This is a genomic window from Kitasatospora sp. RG8 (genome assembly GCF_017813315.1).
In the GTDB taxonomy this organism is placed as follows: Bacteria; Actinomycetota; Actinomycetes; order Streptomycetales; family Streptomycetaceae; genus Kitasatospora.
In genome coordinates this window covers 623,860-647,757 of the sequence record NZ_JAGIYX010000001.1, presented here as the reverse complement: position 1 = coordinate 647,757, position 23,898 = coordinate 623,860, and the positions used below count along the sequence as shown (strand labels likewise).

20 protein-coding genes are annotated in these 23,898 nt (G+C 76.0%); 10 read left to right on the top strand and 10 right to left on the bottom strand.

The genetic code is table 11. From position 1 onward, the window contains the following. Window positions 1–34: 34 nt before the first annotated feature. The 7 genes from J5Y04_RS02785 to J5Y04_RS02755 all read right to left on the bottom strand — a co-directional run bounded on the left by J5Y04_RS02785 (window position 35) and on the right by J5Y04_RS02755 (window position 7,513). A complete protein-coding gene (locus J5Y04_RS02785; RefSeq protein ID WP_209409871.1) occupies window positions 35–868 on the bottom strand; it encodes a PIG-L family deacetylase in 834 nt (277 codons plus the stop codon). A 149-nt stretch (window positions 869–1,017) separates the two neighbouring features. Then, a complete protein-coding gene (gene lanL, locus J5Y04_RS02780) occupies window positions 1,018–3,669 on the bottom strand; it encodes a class IV lanthionine synthetase LanL (RefSeq protein WP_209409862.1) in 2,652 nt (883 codons plus the stop codon). 1 nt (window position 3,670) lies between these two features. Then, complete coding sequence (locus J5Y04_RS02775; protein ID WP_209409859.1) at window positions 3,671–3,829, bottom strand: SflA family class IV lanthipeptide; 159 nt, start codon at window positions 3,827–3,829, stop codon at window positions 3,671–3,673. A 383-nt stretch (window positions 3,830–4,212) separates the two neighbouring features. Continuing rightward, complete coding sequence (locus J5Y04_RS02770) at window positions 4,213–4,686, bottom strand: SsgA family sporulation/cell division regulator (protein WP_209409857.1); 474 nt, start codon at window positions 4,684–4,686, stop codon at window positions 4,213–4,215. Further along, a complete protein-coding gene (locus J5Y04_RS02765; RefSeq protein WP_209409855.1) occupies window positions 4,683–4,925 on the bottom strand; it encodes a hypothetical protein in 243 nt (80 codons plus the stop codon). Before J5Y04_RS02765 ends, J5Y04_RS02770 begins: the two co-directional genes overlap by 4 nt. A 201-nt stretch (window positions 4,926–5,126) precedes the next feature. Beyond that, window positions 5,127–6,341 (bottom strand): chitinase, encoded by a 1,215-nt coding sequence (locus tag J5Y04_RS02760; protein ID WP_307852891.1) that lies wholly within the window; start codon window positions 6,339–6,341, stop codon window positions 5,127–5,129. Window positions 6,342–6,637: 296 nt separating this feature from the next. After that, on the bottom strand, window positions 6,638–7,513 hold the full coding sequence (locus tag J5Y04_RS02755) for a LysR family transcriptional regulator (protein ID WP_209409852.1): 876 nt from the start codon (window positions 7,511–7,513) through the stop codon (window positions 6,638–6,640). Between the two features lie 191 nt (window positions 7,514–7,704). Between J5Y04_RS02755 and J5Y04_RS02750 the strand changes: the two genes are divergently transcribed. Genes J5Y04_RS02750 through J5Y04_RS02740 form a run of 3 tightly spaced genes read left to right on the top strand, consistent with a single transcriptional unit; the run spans window position 7,705 to window position 10,637 of the window. Beyond that, the gene (locus tag J5Y04_RS02750) at window positions 7,705–8,649 is read left to right on the top strand and encodes a DMT family transporter (protein WP_209409850.1); all 945 of its coding nucleotides are present in this window, start codon (window positions 7,705–7,707) and stop codon (window positions 8,647–8,649) included. Window positions 8,650–8,658: 9 nt separating this feature from the next. Beyond that, a complete protein-coding gene (locus J5Y04_RS02745; protein ID WP_209409848.1) occupies window positions 8,659–9,993 on the top strand; it encodes a sensor histidine kinase in 1,335 nt (444 codons plus the stop codon). After that, window positions 9,981–10,637: a response regulator transcription factor gene (locus J5Y04_RS02740; protein ID WP_209409846.1), complete on the top strand. Its 657-nt coding sequence runs from the start codon at window positions 9,981–9,983 to the stop codon at window positions 10,635–10,637. The genes J5Y04_RS02745 and J5Y04_RS02740 overlap by 13 nt, the downstream gene beginning before the upstream one ends. On the opposite strand, the gene J5Y04_RS02735 is transcribed toward J5Y04_RS02740, so the two are convergent. Continuing rightward, window positions 10,619–11,902, bottom strand: coding sequence for a glycosyltransferase family 4 protein (locus tag J5Y04_RS02735; protein ID WP_209409844.1), 1,284 nt, complete (start codon window positions 11,900–11,902; stop codon window positions 10,619–10,621). The two genes, J5Y04_RS02740 and J5Y04_RS02735, sit on opposite strands and share 19 nt — an antisense overlap. Next, the gene (locus tag J5Y04_RS02730) at window positions 11,848–13,218 is read right to left on the bottom strand and encodes a glycosyltransferase 87 family protein (protein WP_307852889.1); all 1,371 of its coding nucleotides are present in this window, start codon (window positions 13,216–13,218) and stop codon (window positions 11,848–11,850) included. Before J5Y04_RS02730 ends, J5Y04_RS02735 begins: the two co-directional genes overlap by 55 nt. A gap of 150 nt (window positions 13,219–13,368) precedes the next feature. Here J5Y04_RS02730 and J5Y04_RS02725 point away from each other — a divergent pair, with 150 nt between their 5' ends. From J5Y04_RS02725 to J5Y04_RS02695, 7 genes are all read left to right on the top strand, one after another. After that, window positions 13,369–14,337 carry a GNAT family N-acetyltransferase gene (locus J5Y04_RS02725; protein ID WP_209409832.1) on the top strand — a complete coding sequence of 323 codons (969 nt, stop codon included), beginning with the start codon at window positions 13,369–13,371 and terminating at the stop codon, window positions 14,335–14,337. Next, a complete protein-coding gene (locus tag J5Y04_RS02720) occupies window positions 14,330–15,118 on the top strand; it encodes an aminotransferase class IV (RefSeq protein WP_209409829.1) in 789 nt (262 codons plus the stop codon). Before J5Y04_RS02725 ends, J5Y04_RS02720 begins: the two co-directional genes overlap by 8 nt. A 278-nt stretch (window positions 15,119–15,396) precedes the next feature. Further along, window positions 15,397–16,209: an ABC transporter ATP-binding protein gene (locus J5Y04_RS02715; protein ID WP_209409827.1), complete on the top strand. Its 813-nt coding sequence runs from the start codon at window positions 15,397–15,399 to the stop codon at window positions 16,207–16,209. Then, window positions 16,206–18,767, top strand: a complete 2,562-nt coding sequence (locus J5Y04_RS02710) for an FtsX-like permease family protein (RefSeq protein ID WP_209409826.1) — start codon at window positions 16,206–16,208, stop codon at window positions 18,765–18,767. The genes J5Y04_RS02715 and J5Y04_RS02710 overlap by 4 nt, the downstream gene beginning before the upstream one ends. A gap of 377 nt (window positions 18,768–19,144) precedes the next feature. Next, entirely contained in the window at window positions 19,145–19,633 is a 489-nt protein-coding gene (locus tag J5Y04_RS02705; protein ID WP_209409824.1) for a hypothetical protein, read from the top strand. After that, window positions 19,630–21,270: a multicopper oxidase family protein gene (locus tag J5Y04_RS02700; protein ID WP_209409822.1), complete on the top strand. Its 1,641-nt coding sequence runs from the start codon at window positions 19,630–19,632 to the stop codon at window positions 21,268–21,270. The genes J5Y04_RS02705 and J5Y04_RS02700 overlap by 4 nt, the downstream gene beginning before the upstream one ends. A gap of 212 nt (window positions 21,271–21,482) precedes the next feature. Then, window positions 21,483–22,844, top strand: coding sequence for a DUF2252 domain-containing protein (locus J5Y04_RS02695; RefSeq protein ID WP_209409820.1), 1,362 nt, complete (start codon window positions 21,483–21,485; stop codon window positions 22,842–22,844). A 30-nt stretch (window positions 22,845–22,874) separates the two neighbouring features. Here the strand turns inward: J5Y04_RS02695 and J5Y04_RS02690 are convergent, their stop codons facing one another. After that, on the bottom strand, window positions 22,875–23,813 hold the full coding sequence (locus tag J5Y04_RS02690) for an LLM class flavin-dependent oxidoreductase (protein ID WP_209409818.1): 939 nt from the start codon (window positions 23,811–23,813) through the stop codon (window positions 22,875–22,877). Between the last annotated feature and the right edge of the window lie 85 nt (window positions 23,814–23,898).

Sequence of the window (23,898 nt, the reverse complement as noted above, 5' to 3'; positions counted from 1 at the left end):
GCCGCCGCGGACGGCGGCCGGGGCCGTGCCGGGATCAGCGCAGTCCGGCGAAGAGGTCGTTCTCGGGTACGGCCACGCCGGTGGTGTCCGCGACGCGCACGAAGGTCTCCACGCCCATGAGCTCGGTGAACCTCTCCTTGCCCATCTTCAGGAAGAAGATGTTCTCCCCCTGGCTGGCGTGCGCGGCCAGCGCGTCGAACTTCTGGCCGCCGAACTCGGTGGTGTCCACCCAGGTGGTGATCTCCTCGTCGGGGAGTCCGATCTCGGGCATCGCGGCGGCCTCCGCCGGATCCGGCTCCTCCCAGTCCGCGCCGAACTCGCGCATGACCTCCCCGAACCGCTGCATCATCGAGCGCGGCGCCGTCGTCCAGTACACCTTCGGCGACATCCCGGTCATCTCCAGCGCCGCCATCGTGATGCGGTTCGCCTGGATGTGGTCGGGGTGGCCGTAGAACCCGTTCTCGTCGTAGGTCACCACCACGTCGGGCCGGTAGTGGCGCATGAGTTCGGAGAGACGGGCCGCGCCCTCCTCCACGGGCGTCCGCCAGAAGGACCCGGGGGCGTCGTTGGCCGGCCAGCCCATCATCCCGGAGTCGGCGTACTCCAGCAGCTCCAGGTGGCCGACGTTCAGCACCTCGCAGCTCGCCTCGAGTTCCTGACGACGCATGGCGGCGACGGCCGCCGGATCGTGTCCGGGCTCGCCCGGCTTGACGCCCCCGGGTCCGTCACCGCAGGCGCCGTCGGTACACGTGACGAGGACCGTGCGGACGCCCTCCGCGGCGTACCGCGCGAGGACACCCCCGGTTCCGGTGGCTTCGTCATCGGGGTGGGCGTGCACCGCCATCAGCGTCAAGGGCCGGTCAACCATGAATGCCATCCTCCGGTCTGAAAAAGTGCTCGGTCCGAGTCTGCGGCACATGGGCAGACTGCCGCCCGCATTATCGGATGACCAGAGAACTTGCGCCGCCCCGTGCGCGTGCCCGGGGGCGCCGGCGGCTTCCCGGCGCCCGGAGGTGGTCAGTCGACGAGGCCGAGCCGCGGCCCGCCGCGGTCGTGCAGTCGCCGGAAGAAGGCGAGCACGCCGGCGGAGCCGCCGGCCCAGGTGGCGCTCGACCGGGCCAGTCCGGCGTCCGGGAACACCGGACGGGACGGGGTGCCGCCGCTGCGGCTCAGGATGATCGCGGCGACGGTCTCGGCGGCGTTCCAGAACTCCTCGGACCCCGACGCCCGGGCGACGTCCACCATCAGGTCGCCCACGCCGGCCAGGCCGCAGCACTGGTTGACCAGGGGCATGCGCGGCGCCAGCGCGGAGCAGGTGCGCGCGGCCCGCTGGGCGAGGACGAGGTGCCCGGGTTCGCCGAGGCGGTCGGCGGCCCGGACGAGCACCGCCCCGATCCCGGCCAGGCCCCGGCACCACGAGCCGTAGCGGCGCGTCGCCCCCGGGCCGGCCGCCGCGGCGATGATGCCCGGCGTGACGGCGGCGAGGTCCGCGCAGGCCCGCCGGGCCCGGTGGAGGGCGGCCGGGTCGCCGGTCGCGCCCGCGTACTCGACCAGGAAGTACGCGACACCCGCGTCGCCGTGCGCGAGTCCCTCGCGCAGGGCGGCGCTGCCGATCCCGTCGGCGCCCGCCGGCGTCAGCCGGGCCCTGCCGGAGGCCAGCATCCGGTCGCACTCGGCGGCGACGGCGAGGTGCCGGTCGGCGAGCCGGCTGTCACCGCCGGCGAAGGCCTGCCGGGCGAGGAGCAGCCGGCCGATGCCGATTCCGGCGACGCCCTCGATCAGGTCCGCCTCCGGCGGTCCGCCGTCGGGTCCGCGGGTGGGAAGGTCCGGGGCGTCCGGAAGGTCCGGGTGGTCCGGGTGATCCGGGTGGGCTCCGGGCCCCGCCGGGGCCGGGGCCGCCCCCGCCTCGGCGAGGAAGAGCCCGACGCCGGTACGGCCGGAGTAGAAGCCCGGTGACAGGTTCCTGGACTGGCCGGCCGTCCACTGCGCCAGGGCGTCCACGGTTTCCCGCACCCCGGGCCGGTGGAGGTGGTGCAGGAGCTCCAGGCCGAGCCCCGAGCTCCCGCCGTAGACGTCCACCGGCGTCGGGATGGTCGCGCGGGCGGCGAGTACGGGGTCCGCGATCCTGCGGGCCTCGTCGACGCAGAACGCGGCCGTGTGCTCGATGACCTCCTCGGCCAGGCCGTCGTCGAAGCGGAGCCGTCCGGGGCCCCGGGACGGTCGGGACAGCCCTGACACCCCTGACACCGCCGCCGTCGCGGGTACCCCGGACACTGCCGCGGGCACTCCGGGCGCCGCGCCGGGCGCGGCGGCCCGGAGCCGGTCGGCGCCGGCGGTCCGCACGGCCGGATCGAAGCTCATCAGCTCGGCGATCCCCGCCCGGATCCACCGGTGGTCGTCGCCGGGCAGCGCCCAGGCCAGGCAGTCGAGCGTGCGGTCCCGGTTGACGGCGTCGTCGGCGTCGACGATCACCGGTTCCATCCCGGTGGCGGCGAAGCAGAGCGTCGCGCCCAGGGCGTAGTAGTCGTCGGCGGCCTCGGCCGTGCCGCCGGCCCCGCGGCGGACCGGGCCGCTGTAGCCGGGGGTCGAGCCGTCCGGGCCGGCGCCGTCCAGCGCGCTGATCCCGAAGTCGATCACCTGGCACCGGTCCGCGGCGTCGAGCACCACGTTGCCGGGCTTGAGATCGCGGACGACCACGCCCCGGAGGTGGATGCCGTCCAGGACGCGGAGGAGCTGGGCGGCCAGGTCGGGCACCGTGCGCGTCGGCCGGGCCGGGTCGGGCCGGTACGGGCCGTTCTCCTGGACCTCCCGCCGCAGGTCCCTCCCGCCGCAGCTGGTCATCACCAGGTACTCGTCCGAGCGGTGCCGGAAGTAGTCGAGCGCGCGGGGCACGCCGGGGACGGCGTCGAGCGCGGCCAGGACCGTGCGCTCGTTGCGCAGCCGGTCGCGGGTGTCCGCCCCGGACTCGTCCTCGGCCACGAAGGCCCGTGCCTGCTTGACGACCACCGGCTGCCCGGTGACCAGGTCGACCGCGCGGTAGACGTTGCCCTGCGGCTTGCGCACGATGCCGCCGGTGACCCGGTAGCGTCCACCGCCGAACCCGGCGGAGGAGCGCGGCCCGGCGTCGTGCCCGGGCCGGTTCTCGAACGGATCCTCGGCCCACGGCGGGCAGCGGTACGAACCGCCGGCCAGGCCGTCGTACGCCCGGCCGTCCGGGCCCACCATGACCGACTCCAGCCGCCCGCTCCGGCCGGTCCGGTAGTCGCCCGTGAAGGGCCCGTAGCGGTAGTAGACGGGGGCGGCCGGATCGACCCGTCGGTCGCTGACGATCTGCGGGCCCTCCCGGCCGCGCAGTACGGCGACGAGTTCGTCGGCGAGCCCGACGAGGACGCCGGGTGCCGGGTAGACCGTGATCGCCTTCCCGACGGCACCCGCGCTCGACACGCCGGAGTTGATCTCGCGCAGGGTCCCCGGGCTCCGGGCCCACTTCGCGTGGCAGACGTGACGCGACAGCACCGGCAGGACGAGGCCGGTCACGGCCTCCAGGTCGCCGGGCCGGGCCGAGACGTGCAGCTTCCAACCGTGGTCCATCGCCGGCATCCGCGGATCGTTCAGGTACGACCAGGTGTCATCGGACCATCCGCTTCGGCCGGCGATGGACTCGGTCACGTCAGAGGTCGCAGGCGAAGCGGGTGGTGGCGGTCACCCACGGGTCGGCGAGACACGCCGTGGCGTCGTGGTCGCTGCGGTCGTCGTCCTCGAACAGGATGAACTCGTCGTCGACCACCAGCGGTCCCGCGTCGCGGATCTCGATCACGGCTGTGGGCATGTGACGCCTCCAGGTCTTGTCGTGCGTCCTGCGGCGGCGCGGGTTGCGGCCGCCGCGGACCTCCGGGCCCGATGGGGCCGGAGTCCTGATCCACGAAGGTAGGTAGGAATGATTGGTCTGACAAGGGGTCAGAACGCGTCAACTTCACAGGGTGAGCACATCCGTGGAGGAACGGTGTGCCCGTTTCCGTCGTCGACCGTCCGCCATCGTCAGGACCGATGGCGGACGATGACGGAGGTCGGCGCGTAGGCGGCCGCCGCCGCGAGCGGGCGCCCGGGCAGCGGCCCCGGGCGGGCGCAGGGGCCGTCCCGGCCGGACGGCGGGCCGGACCCGGAAGGCCCCCGCGGCCTCCGGGGCGGCGGCCGGCGGCCGGGTGCGGGCGGTCACCGGTCCGGCTCCGGGGGTCGTTCCTCCAGCAGCCGGTGGAGGAGTCCGTCCAGGTCGAGGTGCCCGGGCTCCGAGCCGAAGGGCACGATCCGCTCGGTGGCGGCGAGGAAGGCTCTGACCGAGGCGGCCTCCGCACGGAGCACGACCGTGCCGTTCTCGCCACCCAGTGCGATGAAGAGAGTCTGCGCGGTGGCGCCCGTGCCCGGGTGGACGGAGACGTCGCCCGTGCCGGCCCGGGCGTCCATGCCCGCCGCCAGCAGGTCGCGGGCGAACATCCAGGTGATCGGCTCGTCCAGGTCGGTGTGGTTGTCCAGGTACACCGCGTACGGCTCCGCGGGGTCGTAGCGCAGGCAGGCGGCGACCGAGACGGTGATGCCGGGGCAGACGACGGCCCGGAGTTCCAGCGGCACGGCGCAGGACCCGGCGGGCGTGCGCTGGGAGGGGACGCGCGGGGTCTCCGGGCAGGTCATGCGTCCTCCCCGGGGTGCAGGGCGACGGCGGTGCGGCCGTGGCGGAAGAGCTGCGGGGGCTCGGTCAGGTGGCGCCACTCCTGGTCGGGCCGGCCGGGCACCATCCGTCCGGCGTCGAGCCAGAGCAGGGCGAGCCGGGCGAAGATCGGGGATTCGCGCAGGACCGCGTCGTGCAGGACCGCTTCATGCAGAATCGTTTCGTCAAGGGCGCTGCCGCTCGCCCGGAAGTCTGAGCTCATACCGGGAACAACGAGCGGGGCCAGCTACGGCAACACCTCCTTCGGGCGTTGTGCGGCAGTGGCCCGCTCCGGAGGCCGTGGCCCGGTCCGGCGGTGGTGGCCCGGTTCGGCGGTGGTGGCCCGGTTCGGCGGGGGCGTGCAGGGGTGGGCCCGCCCGCCCGCCCGCCGGCCGTGGCGTGCAGCGGGCGGGCCCACCCGGGCTCAGCAGGGGCCGTCGTCGGACCAGACGCCCCACTGCCCGCTGGCGGACGGGTTCTCGTTCAGCGTCCACCACTTGGCGTGGTACCTGTGGCCGCCGTACGACACCTTGGCGCCGCCGGTGTACGTGGTGGCGGCGCTCCACGCCGGATCGGTGCAGGCTCCGGGCGAGGAGCTGGTGGGCGGCGGGGTGGTCGGGGGAGTGGTGGGCGGGGTGGCCCCGGCGAACCGCACGGTGAACTTGGTGAAGTCCCAGTCGTTCTGCGTCACGCTGGAGCACGACCCGGAGAGCCCCGGGTCGACCGTCCCCGGGCACTGCCGGTCCCGGTTGACCGACCAGTAGGTGTACCGGGCCAGCTTGTGCGCGAGCGCGAAGTCCAGCACGGTCTGGAAGTCGGCCTGCCGGAAGTACTCCGCGGCGTCGGTCCGGCCGTTCATCAGCGAAACGCCCTCGTGCGCATAGGCGTTGGCCTCGGTCCAGCCGAAGGTGGTCTGCAGGATCCGGTTGAAGCTCACCAGCGCGTCGGTCTGTGCCGCCGCGCCGTTGAACCCGCCGTCGAACGGCATGATCGAGTAGTTGTCCGGCGTGAAGCCCTGCGACTTGGCCTCGTTGAGCATCTGCTGCCCGAACCACCCGGTGCCGGCGTTGGTCCCGGCCGTGGTGATCGAGACGTAGAGCCCGGGGTTGTCCCGCTGGAGGATCCGGGCCGCCCCGATCTCGTTGCGGATCGCGGCCGTGTTCTCGTACTCCGGCTCCTCCAGGTCGAAGTCGATCGCCTTCAGGCCGTACTTGGTGACCACCTTCTGGTAGCCGGCCGCCGTGGCCTCCGGGGTTCCGCAGGTCTGGCCCAGTTTGGTGCCGCCGTAGCCGCCGACCGAGACCGAGACGTCGCCGCCCTTGGCCCGGATCGTCTGGATCACCGCCGGCATGGCGGTGTCCGTGTCGATCGAGGAGGTGCCGCCCCAGGCCGGCGAGCACCCTCCCTTGTCCAGGACGAAGGCCAGCTGGAACGCCTTCTGCCCGGTCGCGTCCATCACCGCCGCCGCGTCCGGCGGGCTGTTGTCCTCGGGCATCAGGTAGGGCGCCGAGGCGTACCAGTTGCTGCCGAGCCCGGTGGCGGCCGACGCCGCGTCGACCGCGGCCGCCGCCGACCCGCTCCCGGCGAGCGCCGCGAGCCCGCCGGCCACCAGCCCGAGCACACCGACTGCCGCGACCACGGCCCGCGGGTGCCTGCGCCGGTGCTGCGCCCCGGGTTGCCGACCGGGCTGTTGTGCCAACTGCTGTGGGGGAAGAGCACGTTCCATGGGAGACCTCTCAAGGAAACGGCAGGGGAGGCCCACCCGCGCCAACAGTGGGGGAGACGCGTCGGGCCCCGGGGAGGCCGACGGCGACGCCGCGTCGCCGAAGACCTCCACTGGTATAGACCTGTCCCGAGGGGGCGTCAACCCCGAAACAGTCAAGTCGACTTCGCCGGGAAGGGCGGTGTGCTCCGGCCGCCCGGTCGGCGGGTGGCTCAGCTCCGTGCCGAGCGGACGGCCGCCACCAGCCCGTTCACCGCGGGGGACCAGGGCCGGCCGCCCGGCCCGGTGAGCGTCAGCGACCGGTGGACGGCGGGACGGATCGGGACGAGGACGCAGTCGGCCGGCAGCATCGGCTGCGCCAGCGCGGGCATCACCGAGACCCCGACACCGGCGTGCACCATGCCGATCAGGGTGTTGAGGTCGCGGATCCGGTGCCGGGGCGCGAACCGGACGCCGGCCCGGCGGTAGGCCTCGCGGATGCGGCGCTCACAACCGCCCTCGGAGAGCAGGAAGTCGTCGTCCTCCAGGTCGGCCACGTCGACGGCCGGCTCCCCGGCGAGCGGGTGGTCACGGCGCAGCAGCGCGTGCATCGAGTCCGCTCCGAGCGCCACCGACCCGGGCGGCACCGGGTCGGCGTCCACCAGTACGGCGGCGTCCACCGTGCCCGCCTCCAGCCAGACGGCCAGCTCGTCGTCCTCGCCCTCGAAGACACTGACGGTGAGGCGGGGGTGCGCCGCCCGCCAGTCGCGCAGGAGTCCGGGCAGCAGGCCCTGGCAGACGGTGGTCGGCGCGGCCAGCCGGACGGTGCCGGTCAGGCCGCCCGAGTGCCGGGTGGCGATGGTGCGCACGGCCGCCGCGGAGGCGACCGCCGTCCGGGCGTGCGGGAGGATCTGCTCGCCCAGCGGGGTCGGTCGGGCCGGGGCGGTGCGGTGCAGGACGGGCGCGCCGAGGGTGCGCTCCAGCGCGGCGACCGCGTGCGAGACGGCGGACTGGCTGATGCCGAGCTCCGCCGCGGCCGTGCCGAACCCGCCCGCGTCGGCGACCGCGATCAGCGCCCTGAGCTGGGCGAGATTGACCTCCGAGGCCATGAGACTTCCTCATCCGTGCGGCATCACCACTTGTTGGACTCATGCTCCGGCCTCGGGCGACCCTCTGTCCACGGGCACGAGGGTGCACGGCACACGAGTGCACGGCACACGGGCGTACGGGCACGAACGCTCGTCGTGCGAAGGCCCGTTCGTGCGAAGGCCCGCGTGGGCGAAGGCAGGAGAGAGGACGAGTGGTCGGGGTGCGGCGCTGGTGGCCGGGGTTCGTGGCACTGTCGGCGATCTGGGGCGCGAGCTTCGCGCTCATCAAGGTGGCCGTCGACGCGGGGGTGCCCCCGCTGTGGGTGGCGTGCTGGCGCTGCGTCCTCGGGGCGGCGGCGCTCTGGGCGATCCTCGCGCTGCGCCGCGAGCCCGCCCCGCGCGACCTCGCCACCTGGGGCCACTCGGCGGTGGCCGCACTGCTGCTCAACGCGGTGCCGTTCGCCCTCTTCTCCTACGGCGAGACCCGGGTCAGCTCGGTGCTGGCCGGGGTGGTGAACGCGACCACCCCGCTGTTCACGCTGGTCTTCGCGGTCCTCGTGGTGCCCGGGGAGCGGCGCCCGGGCCCGCGCCGCCTCGCCGGGCTCGGCCTGGGCTTCGCCGGGGTGCTGACCCTCCTCGGGGTGTGGCGCGGCCCCGGCCCGGGCGGGGTGACCGGCGGCCTCGCCTGCCTGGCCGCGACCTGCTGCTACGGCGCCGGCTTCGCCTACCTGCGCCGCCACGTCTCCGGACGCCCGCACTCGGCCACCGGCCTCTCCGCCGTGCAGATCGCCTGCGCCGCCGCCGAGTCGGCCCTGGTCGCCCCGTTCGCCGCCGGCGCCCCGCGCTGGCCGGGTGCGGGTCCGGCCGCCGCCCTGCTGGCCCTCGGCGCGCTCGGCACCGGCGTCGCCTACATCCTCAACCTCACCCTGCTCCGCACCGCCGGTACGGTCGTGGCCGCCGCCGTCACCTACGTCACCCCGCTCTGGTCGACCGCCCTCGGCGCCCTCCTGCTCGCCGAACCCGTCGGCTGGAACGCCCTCCTGGGCGGCCTGGCCGTGATCGCCGCCGTCGCCCTGACCCGGCAGCCGGCCGCGCCCGCCCCGACCGCGTCGCCCGCCCCGGCCGCTGCGCCGAAGGGCCGTCAGACGGTCGGTTAGGCTGGCCGGATGGGTGAGAACCGGTCGGACGAGGGACAGCAACCCGTCGCCGTCCGGGCGGCCCTGCGTGCGCGGCCGCTGCGCTTCCTCCGGTCGTCCACCCCCTGGCGCTGCTGGGCGCACGTGCTCAGCGGAGCGGTGCTCGGCCTCTTGCTGCTCGTCGTCCTGGTCGTGCTGTTGGCGGCGGGCCTCGCACTGTCCGTGGTCGGCGTCGGCCTGTTGGTGCTGCCGGCCGTCGCCGTCATCGGCCTGCCGGTCGGGGCCCTGGAACGTCGCCGGCTGCGGCTGGTCGAGCCGGTGCCCGTGCCCGATCCGCACCGCCCGCTGCCCGGGGCCGGCCGCCGGGTCCGTCTCCGCACCCGGCTGCGCGAGCGGGCCACCTGGCGCGAGCTCGGCTACACCTCCCTGTTCGCGCTGCCGCTGGCCGCCGCGGACCTCGGCCTCACCGCCCTGCTGGTCTTCTCGGCGGCGCTGGTCTGCTCCCCGGTCGTGGTCTGGGCGCTGGCCCCCGAGACGGTGATGCTGATCCCCGGACAGGCGGTCCCGGGCCCGGTGGAGGCCCTGCCCGCAACCGCCGTCGGCCTGGCCGGGCTGCTGCTCTGCGCCTACGCGGGCACGTTGCTGACCGTCGGCCGGGTCCGGCTGGTCCGCTTCCTGCTCGGCCCCCGGGACGAGGACCTCGGCCGGCAGGTCCTCGAACTGACCCGCTCCCGGGCCCGCCTGGTCGACGCCTTCGAGGCCGAGCGCCGCCGCATCGAACGCGACCTGCACGACGGCGCCCAGCAGCAGCTCGTCGCGCTCAGCATGACCCTCGGTCTGGCCGCGTACGAGTTGGGCGGGCACGGCGGGGGCAGCGAGGGTGACGGCGGTGACGGCCGGGCGGCCGCGCTGGTCGAGCGGGCGCGCGACGAGGCCCGGCAGGCGCTGGAGCAGCTGCGCGGCCTGGTCCGGGGCATCCACCCGCAGGTGCTCACCGACCACGGGCTGGCGGCCGCCGTCACCGAGGTCGCGCTGCGCCACCCGATCCCGGTCGCGGTCGACATCGACCTGCCGGCGAGGCTGCCCGGCCCGGTCGAGACGACGGCGTACTTCACCGTCACCGAGGCGCTCACCAACGCCGCCAAGCACAGCGGGGCCGCGGCGATCACCGTCCACGGCCGGATCGAGGGCGGCCGGCTGGTGGTCCAGGTGACGGACGACGGCCGCGGCGGGGCCGACCCGGCCGCCGGGGCCGGGCTGCAGGGGCTGGCCGACCGGGTGGCGATCCTGAGGGGAAGGCTGATGGTGACCAGTCCGATCGGCGGGCCGACCAGGCTGCGGGTGGAGGTGCCGTGCTCCGGATAGTCATCGCCGAGGACGCCGTGCTGCTCCGGGCCGGGCTGGTCGAACTGCTCACCCGCGGCGGGCACCGGGTGATCGCCGCCGTCGGCGACGCGACCGCGCTGGCCGCCGCGGTGGACGCGGACCGGCCGGACGTCGTCGTCACCGACGTCCGGATGCCGCCCGACTTCCACGACGAGGGCCTGCGCGCCGCCCTCGAACTGCGCGACCGGCACCCGGGGCTGCCCGTCCTGGTGCTCTCCCAGTACGTGGCCACCCCGTACGCGACCCGGCTGCTCGGCGCGGCCGGTGCGCAGCCGGCCGGGCTCGGCTACCTCCTCAAGGACCGGGTCGGCGAGGTCGCCGACTTCCTGGACGCGCTGCGGCGGGTGGCCGCCGGGCAGACCGTGATCGACCCGGACGTGGTCCGGGTGCTGCTCCGGCAGCAGTCGCCGCAGCGGCCGTTGGCCCGGCTGACCCCGCGCGAGCGGGAGGTGCTCGGGCTGATGGCGGAGGGGCTGAACAACCAGGCCATCGGCGGGCGGCTGAGCATCACGGAGGCCTCGGTGGTCAAGCACTGCGGCAACATCTTCATGAAGCTGGACCTCGACCCGGCCGCGGGCAACCGGCGGGTGCTGGCCGTGCTGGCTCACCTGCGCGGCGAGTAGGGCGCGCCGGCGGCCGCGCGGTCCGGTGCGGGTCGTTCCGCGTCCGCGCGGTCCGCCCCCGGCTGGTCCGCCCCGGGGTGCTCCGCGCCGAGCCGTTCCGCCTCCCGGTGCTCCCCGTCCCGGTGGTCCGCCTCACGGTGGTCCGCGTCCGTGTGCTCCGGGTCGAGCAGCCCGGCCAGCCGGCGTGCCGACGTCTCCCAGGACCACTCCTGCTGCACCCAGCGCCGTCCGGCCGCCCCCGTCCGGGCCCGCTCGGCGGCCGGCGCCCGCAGCAGACGCCCGACCGCCGAGGCGACCGCGGCGGGGCTGCGGCCGTCGACGACCGTGCCGGTGACCCCGTCGAGCACCGCGTCGGGTGCGCCGCCCGAGCGGCCCGCGACCACGGGCAGCCCGGCGGCCGCGGCCTCCAGGAAGACGATCCCGAGCCCCTCGGCCTCCAGCCCGGCCCGCCGGGTGCGGCAGGGCATGGCGAAGACGTCCGCCGCCGCGTAGTGGGCCGCGGTCGCGGCGTGCTCCCGGCCGCCGGCGAAGACCACCGACCCGGGTTCGGTGTGCCGCCGGGCCAGCGTGCGCAGCCGCCGCTCGTCCGGGCCGCGTCCGACCAGCACCAGGACGGTGCCGGGCGCGGCCCGCCGGATCAGCGGGAGCGCGCGGATCAGGACGTCCTGGCCCTTGCGCGGGACCAGCCGGGCGACGCAGAGGACCACCGGCCCGCCGGCGCGCGCACCGTCGCCGGACGGGCGGAACAGGTCGGTGTCGACGCCGGGCACGAGCCGCTCCAGCCGGGCCCGCGGTCCGAGCGCCGGGGCGATCCTCGCCCGGGTGTACTCGCCCAGGTAGGTGACCACGTCCACGCTGTCGCCGATCCGCCGCAACAGCCGGCGGGCGCCCGGGGTGCGCGCCCACCAGATCTCGTGGCCGTGCGTGGTGGCGACCGTCCGCCCGATCCCCGGGGCCTGACGCCGCAGGCCGGGTGTCATCGCGGCGAGCGGGGCGGCGGCACCGAACCAGACCCGGTCGCAGCCGTTCGCGCGGGCGATCTCGGCGGCCCGGCGGGTCACCCGGGGGGTCGGCAGCAGCATTCGGGACCGGTCGCGGACCACCGGGAAGGGAAGGCCGGCGTCGTACGCGGCCGCGCCCGGTTCGGCCGAGGTGTAGACGACGACCTCGCCGGCGGGCAGCCGGGTGGCCAGGGCGTGGACGAAGGTCTCTATGCCGCCCTGCCGGGGCGGGAAGTCATTGGTGACGACGAGTGTGCTGGCCATGGAGTCGGTGCAACCTCGGTTCGGCGGTCGGTGGAGTGCGGGAGGTGGGTGGAGTGCAGGGGGCGGGTGGAGTGCGGGGAGGCCGGTGGGGCGCCGAGGGCCGGCGCGGTCCGGGGGAGCGGCGCCGTCCGGGGAGAGGGCCGGGGGACGGCGGGTACCCGGGCCCAGACGACGAGCACGAGCGGCAGGGCCAGGTAGCCGAACCGCCCGGCGGGTGCGAGCAGGAAGGCCAGGCAGAGCCCGAGCGCCAGCCGGTCGGCGGCGCCCGCGGCGTCCCGCGGCGGGTGCACCGCCAGCGAGCCGGCGACGGCCAGGCCGGCGAGCAGCAGCAGGCCGACGGCGGCGTACCAGCCGGCCGGGCCGAGGTCCGCGAGCAGTCGCCCCGGCAGCGGGCTGCCGGCCGGCGTCGGCAGCCCGCCGCGTCCGGTGGGGAAGGCGAACACCTGCCGTACCAGCGGACCGGGTGAGCGCAGCGCCACCGGCAGCACCAGGGCGGCCGTACCCGCCACCGCGACGGCCGTCCCGCGCAGCGCGGCCCGCCGGCCGGCGGTGGCGGCCAGCAGCGCGGCCGTGACCGCGACCGCCGGCCAGGCCGTCCACTTGAGCGAGCAGGCCAGGGCGAGCGCGAGACCGGCCGCGCCCGGGCGGCCCCGGGCGCCGAGGGCGAGGGCCAGGCAGCAGAGACCGGTCATCGGCAGGTCCACCCCGCTGACGCAGAGCGGCAGCGCGACCAGCGGCGAGGCGGCCAGCAGGGCGAGCCCGCGCCGGTACGGACGGCCCGTGGCCCAGAGACAGCCGATTAACACCGCGGCGCACCAGAGCCGGGCATCGCCGAACAGCCGGGCCGGCCACCCGTCCGCCCCGAGCAGGGCACGCGGCAGGCCCAGCAGCGCCATGGCCGGCAGGTAGGGCGTGTAGTCGGTCACGGTCAGCGGCTCGGCCAGGTACGGCGAGCCGTGTTCCAGGAGCAGCGCGGCCGACCGTTCGATCACGGTGACCTCGCTCTGCCCCTGCCCGGTGAGCGCCAGCCCGAGCAGCGGTACGACGACGGCGCCGGCCGTCGCGACCGCCACCGACACCGGCCGGGCCCGCCGCCAGGGCACCACGAGCACGGCAACGGCCGCCGCCAGATAGCCGGTTGCCGCGACGGCGCCCCAACTGCGGTGCGGCGCGAGCCCGGAGGTGAACGGGAACGCGCCCGCCCAGCCGGCTGCCGCGAGCCAGCCGGCGAACCACCCGGCTCGTCGGCCGAACAGGTACGCGGGGCGGGTGAGTTGTCGGATGGTGGGCCGCCTGCCGGCCCGGTGGATCAGCACCCTTCCATTGCAGCGGCGCGGGCGGGCGGGGGTCATGACGGCCAGGTCGAGACCCGGGGTCGGGTTTCCCCTACCATCACCCTCGTTCGTGCTGACGTTCGGTGGTGATCGAGTCACGTTCGGTGGCCGGCGCCCGATATCGTGGACTCCGTGGTGAGGTCCTGGGATGCGGCGGTGGAGCGGGCGCAGGAGCGGCTGGGGTCGGCGCCCCGGTTGCGGGCGGTGGAGGAGGGCGACGGCCGGCGGTTCGCGCTCTGGGACCTCGCGTCCCGGGCCGAAGGGGAGCTGGCGGAGCCGGTCGACCCCGAGGATCTGGGCACGGACGCCGAGCGGGCGCTGCGCGAACGGCTCGGCGAGAGCGGCCGGGAGTGGCCGGACGGCGAGCTGTACCGGCGCCGTTACTGGGTGCTGGACGAGACCGGCGGGCGGCCCGTCGGCACGGTGGCGGTCGACAACTGGACCAAGGGACCGGGCCAGTTGGCCGTCTCCTCCGTCTACCTGCGCCGCTGCGCCCGTGGCCGCGGGCTGGCCGCCGCCGCGCTGGACGAGGTCTACCGGGCCGCCACCGCCGAAGGCCTGCCCGGCTACCGGCTGGAGGCCCACTGGACCTGGCAGCACGCCGTGCGCTACTACCTCCGCCGCGGTCTCTGGGCGGTCTCCTGGAAGCACGCCCTCGGCCTCGCCCGGATGCCCCAACTCCCGCCCTACCGGGTGGCGGAGGAGGACGACCGGCTGGTCCTGCTGGTCGCCGACGGGCCGCACGGCTGGGTGCCGCTGCTCGCCGCCGGCCGCGAGGGCCGCTGGCTCCGGCTGGACGAGACGGCCGCGTACCGGCAGAGCGACGGTTGGGTCCACGCCTTCGCCCGCTCGACCCTGGCCCTCCATCTCGCCCTGGCCGGCCGCCCCCTGGTCCGCGGCCCGCAGTGGTGGGCCGAGGCCTGGCGCTGGGCGGACACCGGCGAACCGGAGGGGCTGGCGTACCGGATCGAGCACTTCGAGCAGCCCGCCCGTACCGGTGGCTCCCGTATGGGCGGCCCCCGTGACACGGGCCCCCGCGCCGCCGGCTCCCCCGTGTCCGGCGCCCCGGGGGTGCGGCTGGGAGACTCGGGGGATGGCTGAGATCGAGATCGACGGCGTGCCGGCCGATGCCGGGCAGGTCGCGGCCCTGGGGCTGCTGAACTACGGGCACTTCACCACCCTGCGCGCCGAGGCCGGCCGGGTGCGCGGCCTGACGCTGCACCTGGACCGCCTGGTGCGGGACGGCCGGACGCTGTTCGGCACCGGTCCGGACCGCGAGGTGCTGCGGCGGCGGATCCGCAGCGTACTGCCGGCGGACGGGTCGGCGGTGATCGTCCGCGTCACGGTGTTCGACCCGGCGCTGGGCCTGGAACGCCCGGGGGCCGACGCCGCGCCCCGCCTGCTGGTGACCACGCGCCCGGCCCCGGCAGCGGCACCCGCGCCCCTGAGGGTCCGCACCACCGAGTACCGGCGCGAGCTGCCGGAGGTGAAGCACGTCGGGCTGTTCGGCCTGGTCCGGCAGCGCCGGCTGGCGCAACTCGACGGCTACGACGACGCGTTGCTGGTCGGCCCGGACGGTCTGGTCACCGAGGGCGCGACCTGGAACGTCGGGTTCCACGACGGGCGGCAGCTGGTCTGGCCGGAGGGCGAGGCGCTGCCCGGCGTCACCGCCGCCCTGCTCGGCCGCGCCCACCCGGGCCCGCAGCGGCGCGGGCCCGTCGCCGCCGGGGACCTGGGCCGGTTCGAGGCCGCGTTCGCGCTCAACGCGGGCGTCGGCGTCCGCCCGATCGCGGCGGTCGACGGCACCGCCTTCGACCCGGCCCACCCCGTCCTCGCCGCCCTGCGCACCGCGTACGAGCGGATCGAGGCCGAGGAGGTCTGACCCCGGAGCGGCCCGATCGCGAGCGGATCGAGGCCGAGGTTCCCGGCCGACCCCGAAGCGGCCTGGTCCCAGAGGAGCCCGACCCGGCAGCGGCCCGAACCCGTGCGCAGACCCGGCCTGCGGATGCCCGACCCCGCGGGATCCGGCCCGAAAGGGCGGGCGAGGGTGGGGAAAACCCCACCCCGCGTCCGCCAGTGGCCTCCATGGTGGCTCCCGGAAGGCCTTCCTAGGCTGGAACACGTCGATGACCAGCGACGATTCCCTAAGGAAGGCCCACCATGGCACCCCGCCGCGACCGCCGCCCGACCGAGCACACCGGGCAGACCGAGCAGTACGGGCGCCCCGCCCACGCCGCGATCGAACTGCGGGCGGTCCGACGCAGTTACGGGCGCGGCGCCGAGGCGGTGCACGCCCTGCGCGGCGTCGACCTGGCGCTGGAGCGCGGCACCTTCACCGCGGTCATGGGGCCGTCCGGCTCCGGCAAGAGCACCTTCCTGCAGTGCGCGGCGGGCCTGGACCGCCCGGACGGCGGCGAGGTGTACCTGGGCGGCGAGGAGATCACCCGGCTGAGCGAGAACCGGCTCACCAAACTGCGCCGCAGCCGGATCGGCTTCGTCTTCCAGTCCTTCAACCTGCTGCCCTCGCTGACGGTGCTGCAGAACGTGCTGCTGCCGCAGCGACTGGCCGGCGAGCGCCAGGACCGGGGCAGGGCGCGGGAGCTGCTGGCCCAGGTCGGCCTCGGCGAGCACGCCGGGCGTCGGCCCGGGCAGCTCTCCGGCGGTCAGCAGCAGCGCGTCGCGATCGCCCGCGCGCTGATCACCGGCCCGGACGTGGTCTTCGCCGACGAGCCGACCGGCGCGCTGGACACCCGGACCGCGCACGAGGTGCTCGGCCTGCTGCGGAACGCCGTGGACACCATGGGCGCGACCGTTGTCATGGTGACCCACGACCCGGTCGCCGCCTCCTTCACCGACCGCGTGCTCTTCCTGGCCGACGGCGCGCTCGCGGGCGAGCTGCACCACCCGGACCCGCAGGCCGTCGCGGACCGGATGGTCAGGCTGACCGCGCGCCCGGTGGGGGTGGCCGCATGAGCAACGGACTGGCGCGCGCCTCGGTGCGCTTCCGGCCCGCGTCGTTCGCGGGCACCTTCATCGCCCTGCTGTTCGGCGCGGCCGTCATCACGGCCTGCGGCACCCTGCTGCAGACCGGCCTCACCGCGAGCGTGGCGCCGGTGCGCTACGCGCAGACCCCGGTGGTGGTCGCGGCCGACCCGCACGTGTCGGTCACCCGCAAGGTCGCCGACGGGACCGAGACCACGAAGCAGGCCGTGCCCGAGCGGGCCCGGGTGGACGCGGCCCTGGCCGGGCGGATCGCCGCCCTGCCGGGCGTCGCGTCGGCCCGTCCGGACACCGCCTTCCCCGTCCCCGCGGGCGCCACCGGCGGCCTGCCCGGCCTGACCGGCCTGACCGGCCGCGGCTTCGCCTCGCTCGGCATCGCCGGCCCGGACGAGCGGCCGGCCGAGGGCCGCGCCCCCGGCACCGGCGAGGTCGTCCTCGACGCCGACACCGCCCGCGCCGCCCACCTCGCGCCGGGCGCCACCGTGACGCTCACCGCGCCCGGCGGCACCGGCACGTACCGGGTCTCCGGCCTCGCGGCGACGCCGGGCGGCGGCCCGCAGGCCTGGTTCGCCGACGCCGTCGCCGACCGGCTCTCCGGCCACCCGGGAACGGTGGACGCGATCGCCGTCCAGCCCCGCGACGGCGTGGACCGCAGGACGCTCGCCGACCAGGTCCGCCAGGCCGTCGGCGGCGCTGCGACGGTGTTCACCGGCGACGCCCGCGGCGCCGTCGAACAGCCCGCGCTGAACGAGAGCCGCACCATGCTGACCGCGCTCGGCGGCTCCTTCGGCGGCATCGCCACCATGACCGCCGTCTTCGCCGTGATGAGCACCGTCGCCCTGGCCACCGGTCAGCGCGCCCGCGAGTTCGCCCTGCTCCGCGCGATCGGCGCCACCCCGCGCCAGATCCGCCGCACCATCGCCACCGAGGCGGTGCTGGTCGCGCCCGTCGCCGGCGCGCTCGGAATCCTGCCCGGACTGGCCCTGGCCCGCTGGTGGTTCGGCGAGATGGCCTCCCGCGGCGCCGTTCCCGGGGGCGTCGCGCTCTCCGTCGGCCCGCTGCCGATGCTCGCCTCCGTCGCCACCTGCACGCTCGCCGCGCTGGCCGCCGGATTCCTCGCCGCCCGCGGGCCGGCCCGGCTGCGACCGGGGCAGGCGCTCGGGGCGGCGGCCGTCGAGCCCGCCCGGCCCGGCAAGGTGCGGACCGTAGCCGGGCTGCTCCTCACCGCCGGGGGCGTCGCGCTGGCCGCCGTCGCCACCGGCCTGGACGGGATGAACGCCGCCAACACCGCGCTCGGCGTGGTGATGTGCTTCCTGATGGCCGTCGCGCTGCTCGGCCCCTGGGTGGCCCGGGCCGCCGCCGGGGTGCTCGGCGCTCCGCTGCGGGCGGCCGCCGGCGCGCCCGGCTCGCTGGCCGCCGACAACACCCGGGCCAACGCCCGCCGGCTGGCCTCCGCGATCACGCCGATCGTCATGGTCACCGCCTTCTGCGGCACCCTGCTCTTCATGCAGAGCACCGTCCGCCACGTCACCGGCGAGCAGGTGCGCACCGGCATCACCGCCGACCACGTGGTCGGCCCGGTCGGTCCGGGCCTGCCCGCCGCCACCGCCGCGCGGGCGGCCGGGGTGCCCGGTGTGGAGGCGGCCGTCGGCGTGCTGCGCACCGGCGCCGTCTACCGCGCCGGCGACATGCCGGCCACCGCCACCGCCCTCGGCGTCAACGGCGACCCGGCGAAGCTGACCCGGGTCCTCGACCTCGGGGTGCGGAGCGGCTCGCTCGCCGACCTCGGCCGTTCGGCCGACACCGTCGCCCTGGACGCCGCGCTCGCCGACAACCTCGGCGTGAAGGTCGGCGACCGGGCCCCGCTCTGGCTCGGCGACGGCACCCCGGTCCGGCCGACGGTGGTCGCCACCTACGAACGCGGCCTCGGCTTCGGCCAGGTGCTGCTGCCGCGGGCGGCCGTCGCGGCGCACGTCACGGCCGGGTACGACAGCCAGGTGCTGGTCGCGGACACGCCCGGCGCCGACCGGGCCGCCGTCGCCGCCGGGCTGGCGGCGACGGCCGGTCCCACCGGGGCCGGCGGCGTCACCGTCACCGACCGGGCCGGGTACGCCGCGCAGGTCGACCGGGCCCAGGAGATCAGCGCCTGGGCTAACACCGTGATGGCCGGCGTGCTGGGCGGCTTCGCGGCCGTCACCGCCGCCAACACCCTGGTGATGACGGTGCTGGACCGGCGCCGCGAGGTGGCGCTGCTGCGCCTGGCCGGGACGACCCGGCGGCAGGTGCGCGGCATGATGCGCTGGGAGGCGTTGCTGGTCGCCGCGACCGGTCTGGCGGTCGGCGGGGTGATCGCCTGGATCACGCTGGTCCCGATCACCCGGGGCATCGCCGGCGCCGCCCCGCACGTCCCGGCCGGCACCGCCCTGCCGCTGGCCGCGGGTGCCGTGCTGCTCTGCCTCGGCGCGACCGGTCTGCCGGCCCGCGCACTGCTCCGGACCCGCCCGGTGACGGCGGGCGGCGGCAAGCAGTAGCGGGCACCCGGGGTGGCCTGCGGGCCGCTGCGGGCTCACGGACCAACGGGCGGTGCGCGACCACGGCGTACCGCCCGTTCGGGTGAGAAACGGGCCCCGGAACGGCGCAAGGGGGTGGCTGCGGGCATCAACACCGTTCAGGTGCGCTGATCGTGATGTCGGATCAGCTACGCTCGCCGCCGCGCCGTCCGGGGCCGAGCCGCCTCCGGGGGCGTTTCCCGTTCCCTCCGCCCGGTCCCTCCGTCCGTCCCTCCTACAGCCCGTTCCTTCAGCCCGTTTCGCCGGGCCGTTCCGTCCGCCCCTTCCGTGTGCCGTTCCGCAGGCCCGTCTCCGGTGCCCCGCCCCCGCCGCCCCGGCCGAGCAGAGAGAAGCCCTCCATGAGCAGTCCTCCCGTGGCCCCCGCCCCCCGTTGGCCGCTGATCCTGCTGCGGGCGACCGCCACCGCGCCGGCCGTCCTGGCCCTCCTGCAGACCGTGCTCGCCGCCGGCTTCCTCAACGGCCACTACGAGGCACTGGCGATGCACGCGGCGGGCGCGACGGCGCTGGCCGCCGTCGCGGTCTGCCAGCTGGTGGCGGGAGTGCTGGTCCGGTGGCCCGGCCGCGGCCCGCGCTGGCCGCTCGGCGTCTCGGCGCTGCTGACGGCCGCGGTGATGCTGCAGATCGGCCTCGGCTACAACCGCGCGCTGGGCCTGCACGTGGTGCTCGGCGTGCTGCTGGTCAGCGGCACCCTGTTCGCCCTGGTCGGCGCCTGGCGGCAGCCGCTGCCGGTTCGCCCGCCCGCCCCCGCCGGAGCGGGCGGCCCCGAAGACGCCGACGGTGCCGGCCTGCTACCCCGGCCGGGAGGGCACGTGGGGGTGGCCCCGTGAACCGCCGACGGTTCCTGGGCATCGGCGCGGCCGCGGTCGGCGCGGGCGCGCTGGGGGCGTTCGCCGTCCCGGCCGCCGCCCGCCTGCTGACCGAGGGACAGCCGGGCCTTCTGCTGAGCAGCGCGGTGGAGCTGCCGGAGGCGTTCCAGGTGCCGCTGCCGCTGCCGCCGGTCCTGCGGCCGGTGCGCAGCGACGGCAGCACCGACTACTACGAGATCACCCAGCAGGTCGCCCGGCTGGAGATCCTGCCCGGCCTGCGCACCGAGTCGTGGACGTACGGCGGCAGCTACCCCGGCCCGACGCTGGCCGTCCGGGCCGGCCGGGAGACGGTGGTGCGCCACCGCAACGAGCTGCCCGTCCCGTCGGTGGTCCACCTGCACGGCGGGCACACCCCGGCGGACAGCGACGGCTACCCGATCGACCTGATCCTGCCGACGGCGTCGGGCGGTTCGGGCGACGCGAAGGGGCACGCCGCCATGGCGGGCATGGCGGGCATGGCCGGGAGGGCGGGGATGGAGGGGATGGAGGGGATGGAGGGGATGGAGCACGGCGCCGCCCTCGCCCTGGCCCGGACCACCAACGGCGACCGCACCTACACCTATCCCGGCAGGCAGCGCGCGGCCACGCTCTGGTACCACGACCACCGGATGGGCTTCACCGGCCCCGGCATCTGGCGAGGCCTCTCCGGGTTCCACCTCGTCCACGACGACGAGGAGGACGCCCTGCCGCTGCCGCGCGGCGACCGCGACCTCCCGCTGATGCTCGCCGACCGCGCCTTCGCCGAGGACGGCTCCCTCCGCTACCCGGCGATCGACCCGGCGGCGCTCACCGTCCCGGGCGTCACCGACGAGTACATGAACGGCGTGCTCGGCGACGTCCTCCTGGTCAACGGCGCGCCCTGGCCCCGGCTGGACGTGGACCGCGCCCGCTACCGGCTGCGCCTGCTGAACGCCTCCAACGCCCGCCTCTACCGCCTGGAGCTCGACCCGCAGCCCGCCGGCGGCGACGCGCTGGTCCAGATCGGCGGCGACGGCGGCCTGCTGGAGGCCCCGGTCGCGCACGACGCCGTCGAGATCGCCCCGGCCGAGCGCTTCGACCTCGTCGTCGACTTCTCCCGCTACCCGCCCGGGACGTCCGTCCGCCTGATGAACCGGCTCGGCAGCGAGCGGACCGCCGAGGTGATGCGGTTCGACGTCTCCTCCCGGCCGGTCCAGGACGACTCGGCCGTGCCCGAGCGGCTCGCCGCCTTCGAACGGCTCGACCCCGCCGCCGCCGCGACCACCCGCACCTTCGGGTTCCGCCGCAGCCGCAACGACGGCTGGACCATCAACGGCAGGCCCTACGTGCCCGGCCGCGCCCTCGCCCGTCCCGCCCTCGGCACCACCGAGATCTGGCGGTTCTTCACCGACCTCCACCACCCCGTCCACCTCCACCTGGACCACTTCCAGGTGCTGTCCCGCAACCGCCGGGAGCCGGGCCCGTACGACGCCGGCTGGAAGGACACCGTCGACCTGCGGCCGACGGAGGCAGTGGAGGTGCTGGTCCGCTTCACGGACTACCCGGGGGCGTACATGCTGCACTGCCACAACCTGGAGCACGAGGACATGGCGATGATGGCGGACTTCGTCGTCGAGTGAGGCGCCGAAGTCCCCCGGACTTCACCTGTTCGGCCGAGCGCGGGTGGGCGTGCCGCAGGCCTGCCCGCGCCTCGACGTGCCGGGCCCCGGCGGGTGACCTAGCGTCGCAGGGAGATGCCCGCCCACCGGCCGGGGAAGCCGCACCCGGGTCCGCGGCGCCGGCCGGGCGGCCGCGTGGCCGCGTGGCCGCGTACGAGACCGAGGAGCCGTGCATGACCACTCCCGCCGAACGCCGCCGCCGCGGCCGGGCCGCCCGCGCCCGGGTCTCGCGCGCCGCCCACGGCCTCTGGATCCCCGCCGCCGACCGCCCCGACCCGGTCGCCGTGCTGGAGCGGCAGGGCGTCGGCCGGGTCGCCGAGCTGCTGCCGATCCGCTACGGGAGGATGGCCGAGTCCGCCTTCGCCTTCCTGCGCGGCGCGGCCGCCGTCATGGCCGCCGACCTCGCGGCCGGCCCCGACACCGGCATCACCGTCCAGCTCTGCGGTGACGCGCACCTGTTGAACTTCGGGGTGTACGCATCACCGGAGCGCGCACTGCTCTTCGACCTCAACGACTTCGACGAGACCTACCCCGGCCCGTTCGAGTGGGACGTCAAACGGCTGGCCGCCAGTGTGGCCGTGGCCGGCCGCGGCAACGGCCACGACGCGGACCAGGTCCGCCGGGCCGCGTTCACCGCCGCCCAGGGGTACGCCACGGCCATGCGCAAACTGGCCGCGCTGGGCGAGCTCGACGTCTGGTACGCCCGGATCGACACCGACGACATCCTCCCGCTGGTGCGCAAGGCCAAGAGCCGCAAGCAGGTCGAGGCCAACCTCGCGAAGGCCCGCCGCCGGACCAGCATGCACGCCTTCGGCAAGCTCACCGAGGTGGGGGAGGACGGCCGCCGCCGGATCATCACCGAGCCGCCGCTGATCGAGCCGCTCCCCGGGAACGAGCTCCGCCGGGTCGGCAAGATCTTCAGCGACTACCGGGCCAGCCTGGCCGAGGACCGCCGCGTCCTGCTCGACCGCTTCCACTTCGTCGACGCGGCCCGCAAGGTGGTCGGCGTCGGCAGCGTCGGCACCCGCTGCTTCATCGTCCTGCTGGAGGGCCGCGACGAGCAGGACCCGCTCTTCCTCCAGCTCAAGGAGGCCGGCCGGTCCGTCCTGGAGGAGCACCTGCCCGAAGGCCGCCCGCCCGCCGAGGCGCCGGTCTTCCACGGCGGCCGCCGCGTCGTGACCGGCCAGCACCTGATGCAGGCGGCCAGCGACATCTTCCTCGGCTGGACCACCGGCCCGGCCGGCGTCCACTTCTACGGCCGCCAGCTGCGCGACATGAAGGGTTCGGCCGACGTCTCCGGCATGACGGCGTCGGGCCTGCGCGCCTACGCCGACCTCTGCGGCCGCGCCCTGGCCCGCGCCCACGCCCGTTCCGGCGACCGCCTCGCCGTCGCCGGCTACCTCGGCGGCGCCGACACCTTCGCGGAGGCGATCGCCGACTTCGCCGTCCACTACGCCGACCAGACGGAGACCGACCACGCCGCGCTGCTGGCCGCCATCGAGGACGGCACGGTGGAGGCGAAGCGCGGGATCTGATGTGATGTCACACCGGTTCGGGCGGCGGCGTCACGCCAGTCCGGGCAGCAGGGCGGTGAGCCGCCGGAGCTGCTCGCGCTGGGACGGCAGGTCGAGCGCGCCGAGCCGGACGACGACGTGGCGCGCGCCCGCGTCGCGGTAGCGGGCGAGCCCGGCGAGGACGTCTTCCGGGGTGCCGGTGACCACTGCCTGGATCTTCTCCAACTCGGCGAGTGGCATTCCGTAGTTGGCGTGCGCGTAGGCGTCCATCGCCTCGCGGCCGCCCGCCACGCTCTCGTCGATGCGGACCGAGACGAAGAGCGCCGCGGTGACGTCCGACGCCCGGCGCCCGGCGTCGGCCGCGGCCCGGTGGACCTCCGCGAGTCCGGAGCGGTAGTCGGCAGGGTCCGGTGGGTACGGCAGCCAACCGTCGTAGAGCCGCCCGGTGCGGGCGAGCGCGGCCGGGGTCGCGCCGCCGAGCCAGACCGGCGGGCCGCCCGGGCGGAAGGGGGCCGTCGCGGCCGGGATCGCGGCGAGGTCGTGGAACTCGCCGTGGAAGGAGGTCTCCCCGTTCCACAGGGCCCGCCACAGCGCCACCGTCTCGTCCAGCCGCGCGAACCGGCGCGCCCAGGGCACCTCCGACAGCTCGTACAGCGGCCGTCCGAACCGTCCCGGGAAGCCAGCCCCGACCGCGACGGCCAGCCGTCCGCCGGAGAGCAGATCGATCGAGGCCAGCGCCTGTGCGGCCTGGACCGGCCGGCGCAGGAACGGCAGGAGGGCGCCGGTACCGAGGGTCACCCGCGAGGTGACCGGGGCGAGCGCGGCCAGCATGGTGAGCGTCTCGATGCGCGGGCTGAGCAGCGAGTCGTTGGCGAAGAGCGAGGAGTAGCCCGACTCCTCGGCCTCCCGGGCGAAGGCGATCAGCTCGCGCGGGTCGCCGGCGGTGCCCCACTGGGCCCTGCCGGTCGGGAGAAGTACACCGATGTCCATGCCGGAGAGCGTCGCCGGTGGCGGATGTCGTCACAATTCCCTTGGGGGAATGGCCGGTACTCCGCCGCACCGGCTACAACTGGCA

Coding starts and splice junctions, on each gene's coding strand:
- J5Y04_RS02785 (WP_209409871.1), bottom strand. CDS start 868: ATGGTTGACCGGCCCTTGACGCTGATGGCGGTGCACGCCCACCCCGAT.
- J5Y04_RS02775 (WP_209409859.1), bottom strand. CDS start 3,829: ATGCCCACAGCCGTGATCGAGATCCGCGACGCGGGACCGCTGGTGGTC.
- J5Y04_RS02770 (WP_209409857.1), bottom strand. CDS start 4,686: ATGACCTGCCCGGAGACCCCGCGCGTCCCCTCCCAGCGCACGCCCGCC.
- J5Y04_RS02765 (WP_209409855.1), bottom strand. CDS start 4,925: ATGAGCTCAGACTTCCGGGCGAGCGGCAGCGCCCTTGACGAAACGATT.
- J5Y04_RS02755 (WP_209409852.1), bottom strand. CDS start 7,513: ATGGCCTCGGAGGTCAATCTCGCCCAGCTCAGGGCGCTGATCGCGGTC.
- J5Y04_RS02745 (WP_209409848.1), top strand. CDS start 8,659: ATGGGTGAGAACCGGTCGGACGAGGGACAGCAACCCGTCGCCGTCCGG.
- J5Y04_RS02735 (WP_209409844.1), bottom strand. CDS start 11,902: ATGGCCAGCACACTCGTCGTCACCAATGACTTCCCGCCCCGGCAGGGC.
- J5Y04_RS02720 (WP_209409829.1), top strand. CDS start 14,330: ATGGCTGAGATCGAGATCGACGGCGTGCCGGCCGATGCCGGGCAGGTC.
- J5Y04_RS02715 (WP_209409827.1), top strand. CDS start 15,397: ATGGCACCCCGCCGCGACCGCCGCCCGACCGAGCACACCGGGCAGACC.
- J5Y04_RS02710 (WP_209409826.1), top strand. CDS start 16,206: ATGAGCAACGGACTGGCGCGCGCCTCGGTGCGCTTCCGGCCCGCGTCG.
- J5Y04_RS02705 (WP_209409824.1), top strand. CDS start 19,145: ATGAGCAGTCCTCCCGTGGCCCCCGCCCCCCGTTGGCCGCTGATCCTG.
- J5Y04_RS02695 (WP_209409820.1), top strand. CDS start 21,483: ATGACCACTCCCGCCGAACGCCGCCGCCGCGGCCGGGCCGCCCGCGCC.
- J5Y04_RS02690 (WP_209409818.1), bottom strand. CDS start 23,813: ATGGACATCGGTGTACTTCTCCCGACCGGCAGGGCCCAGTGGGGCACC.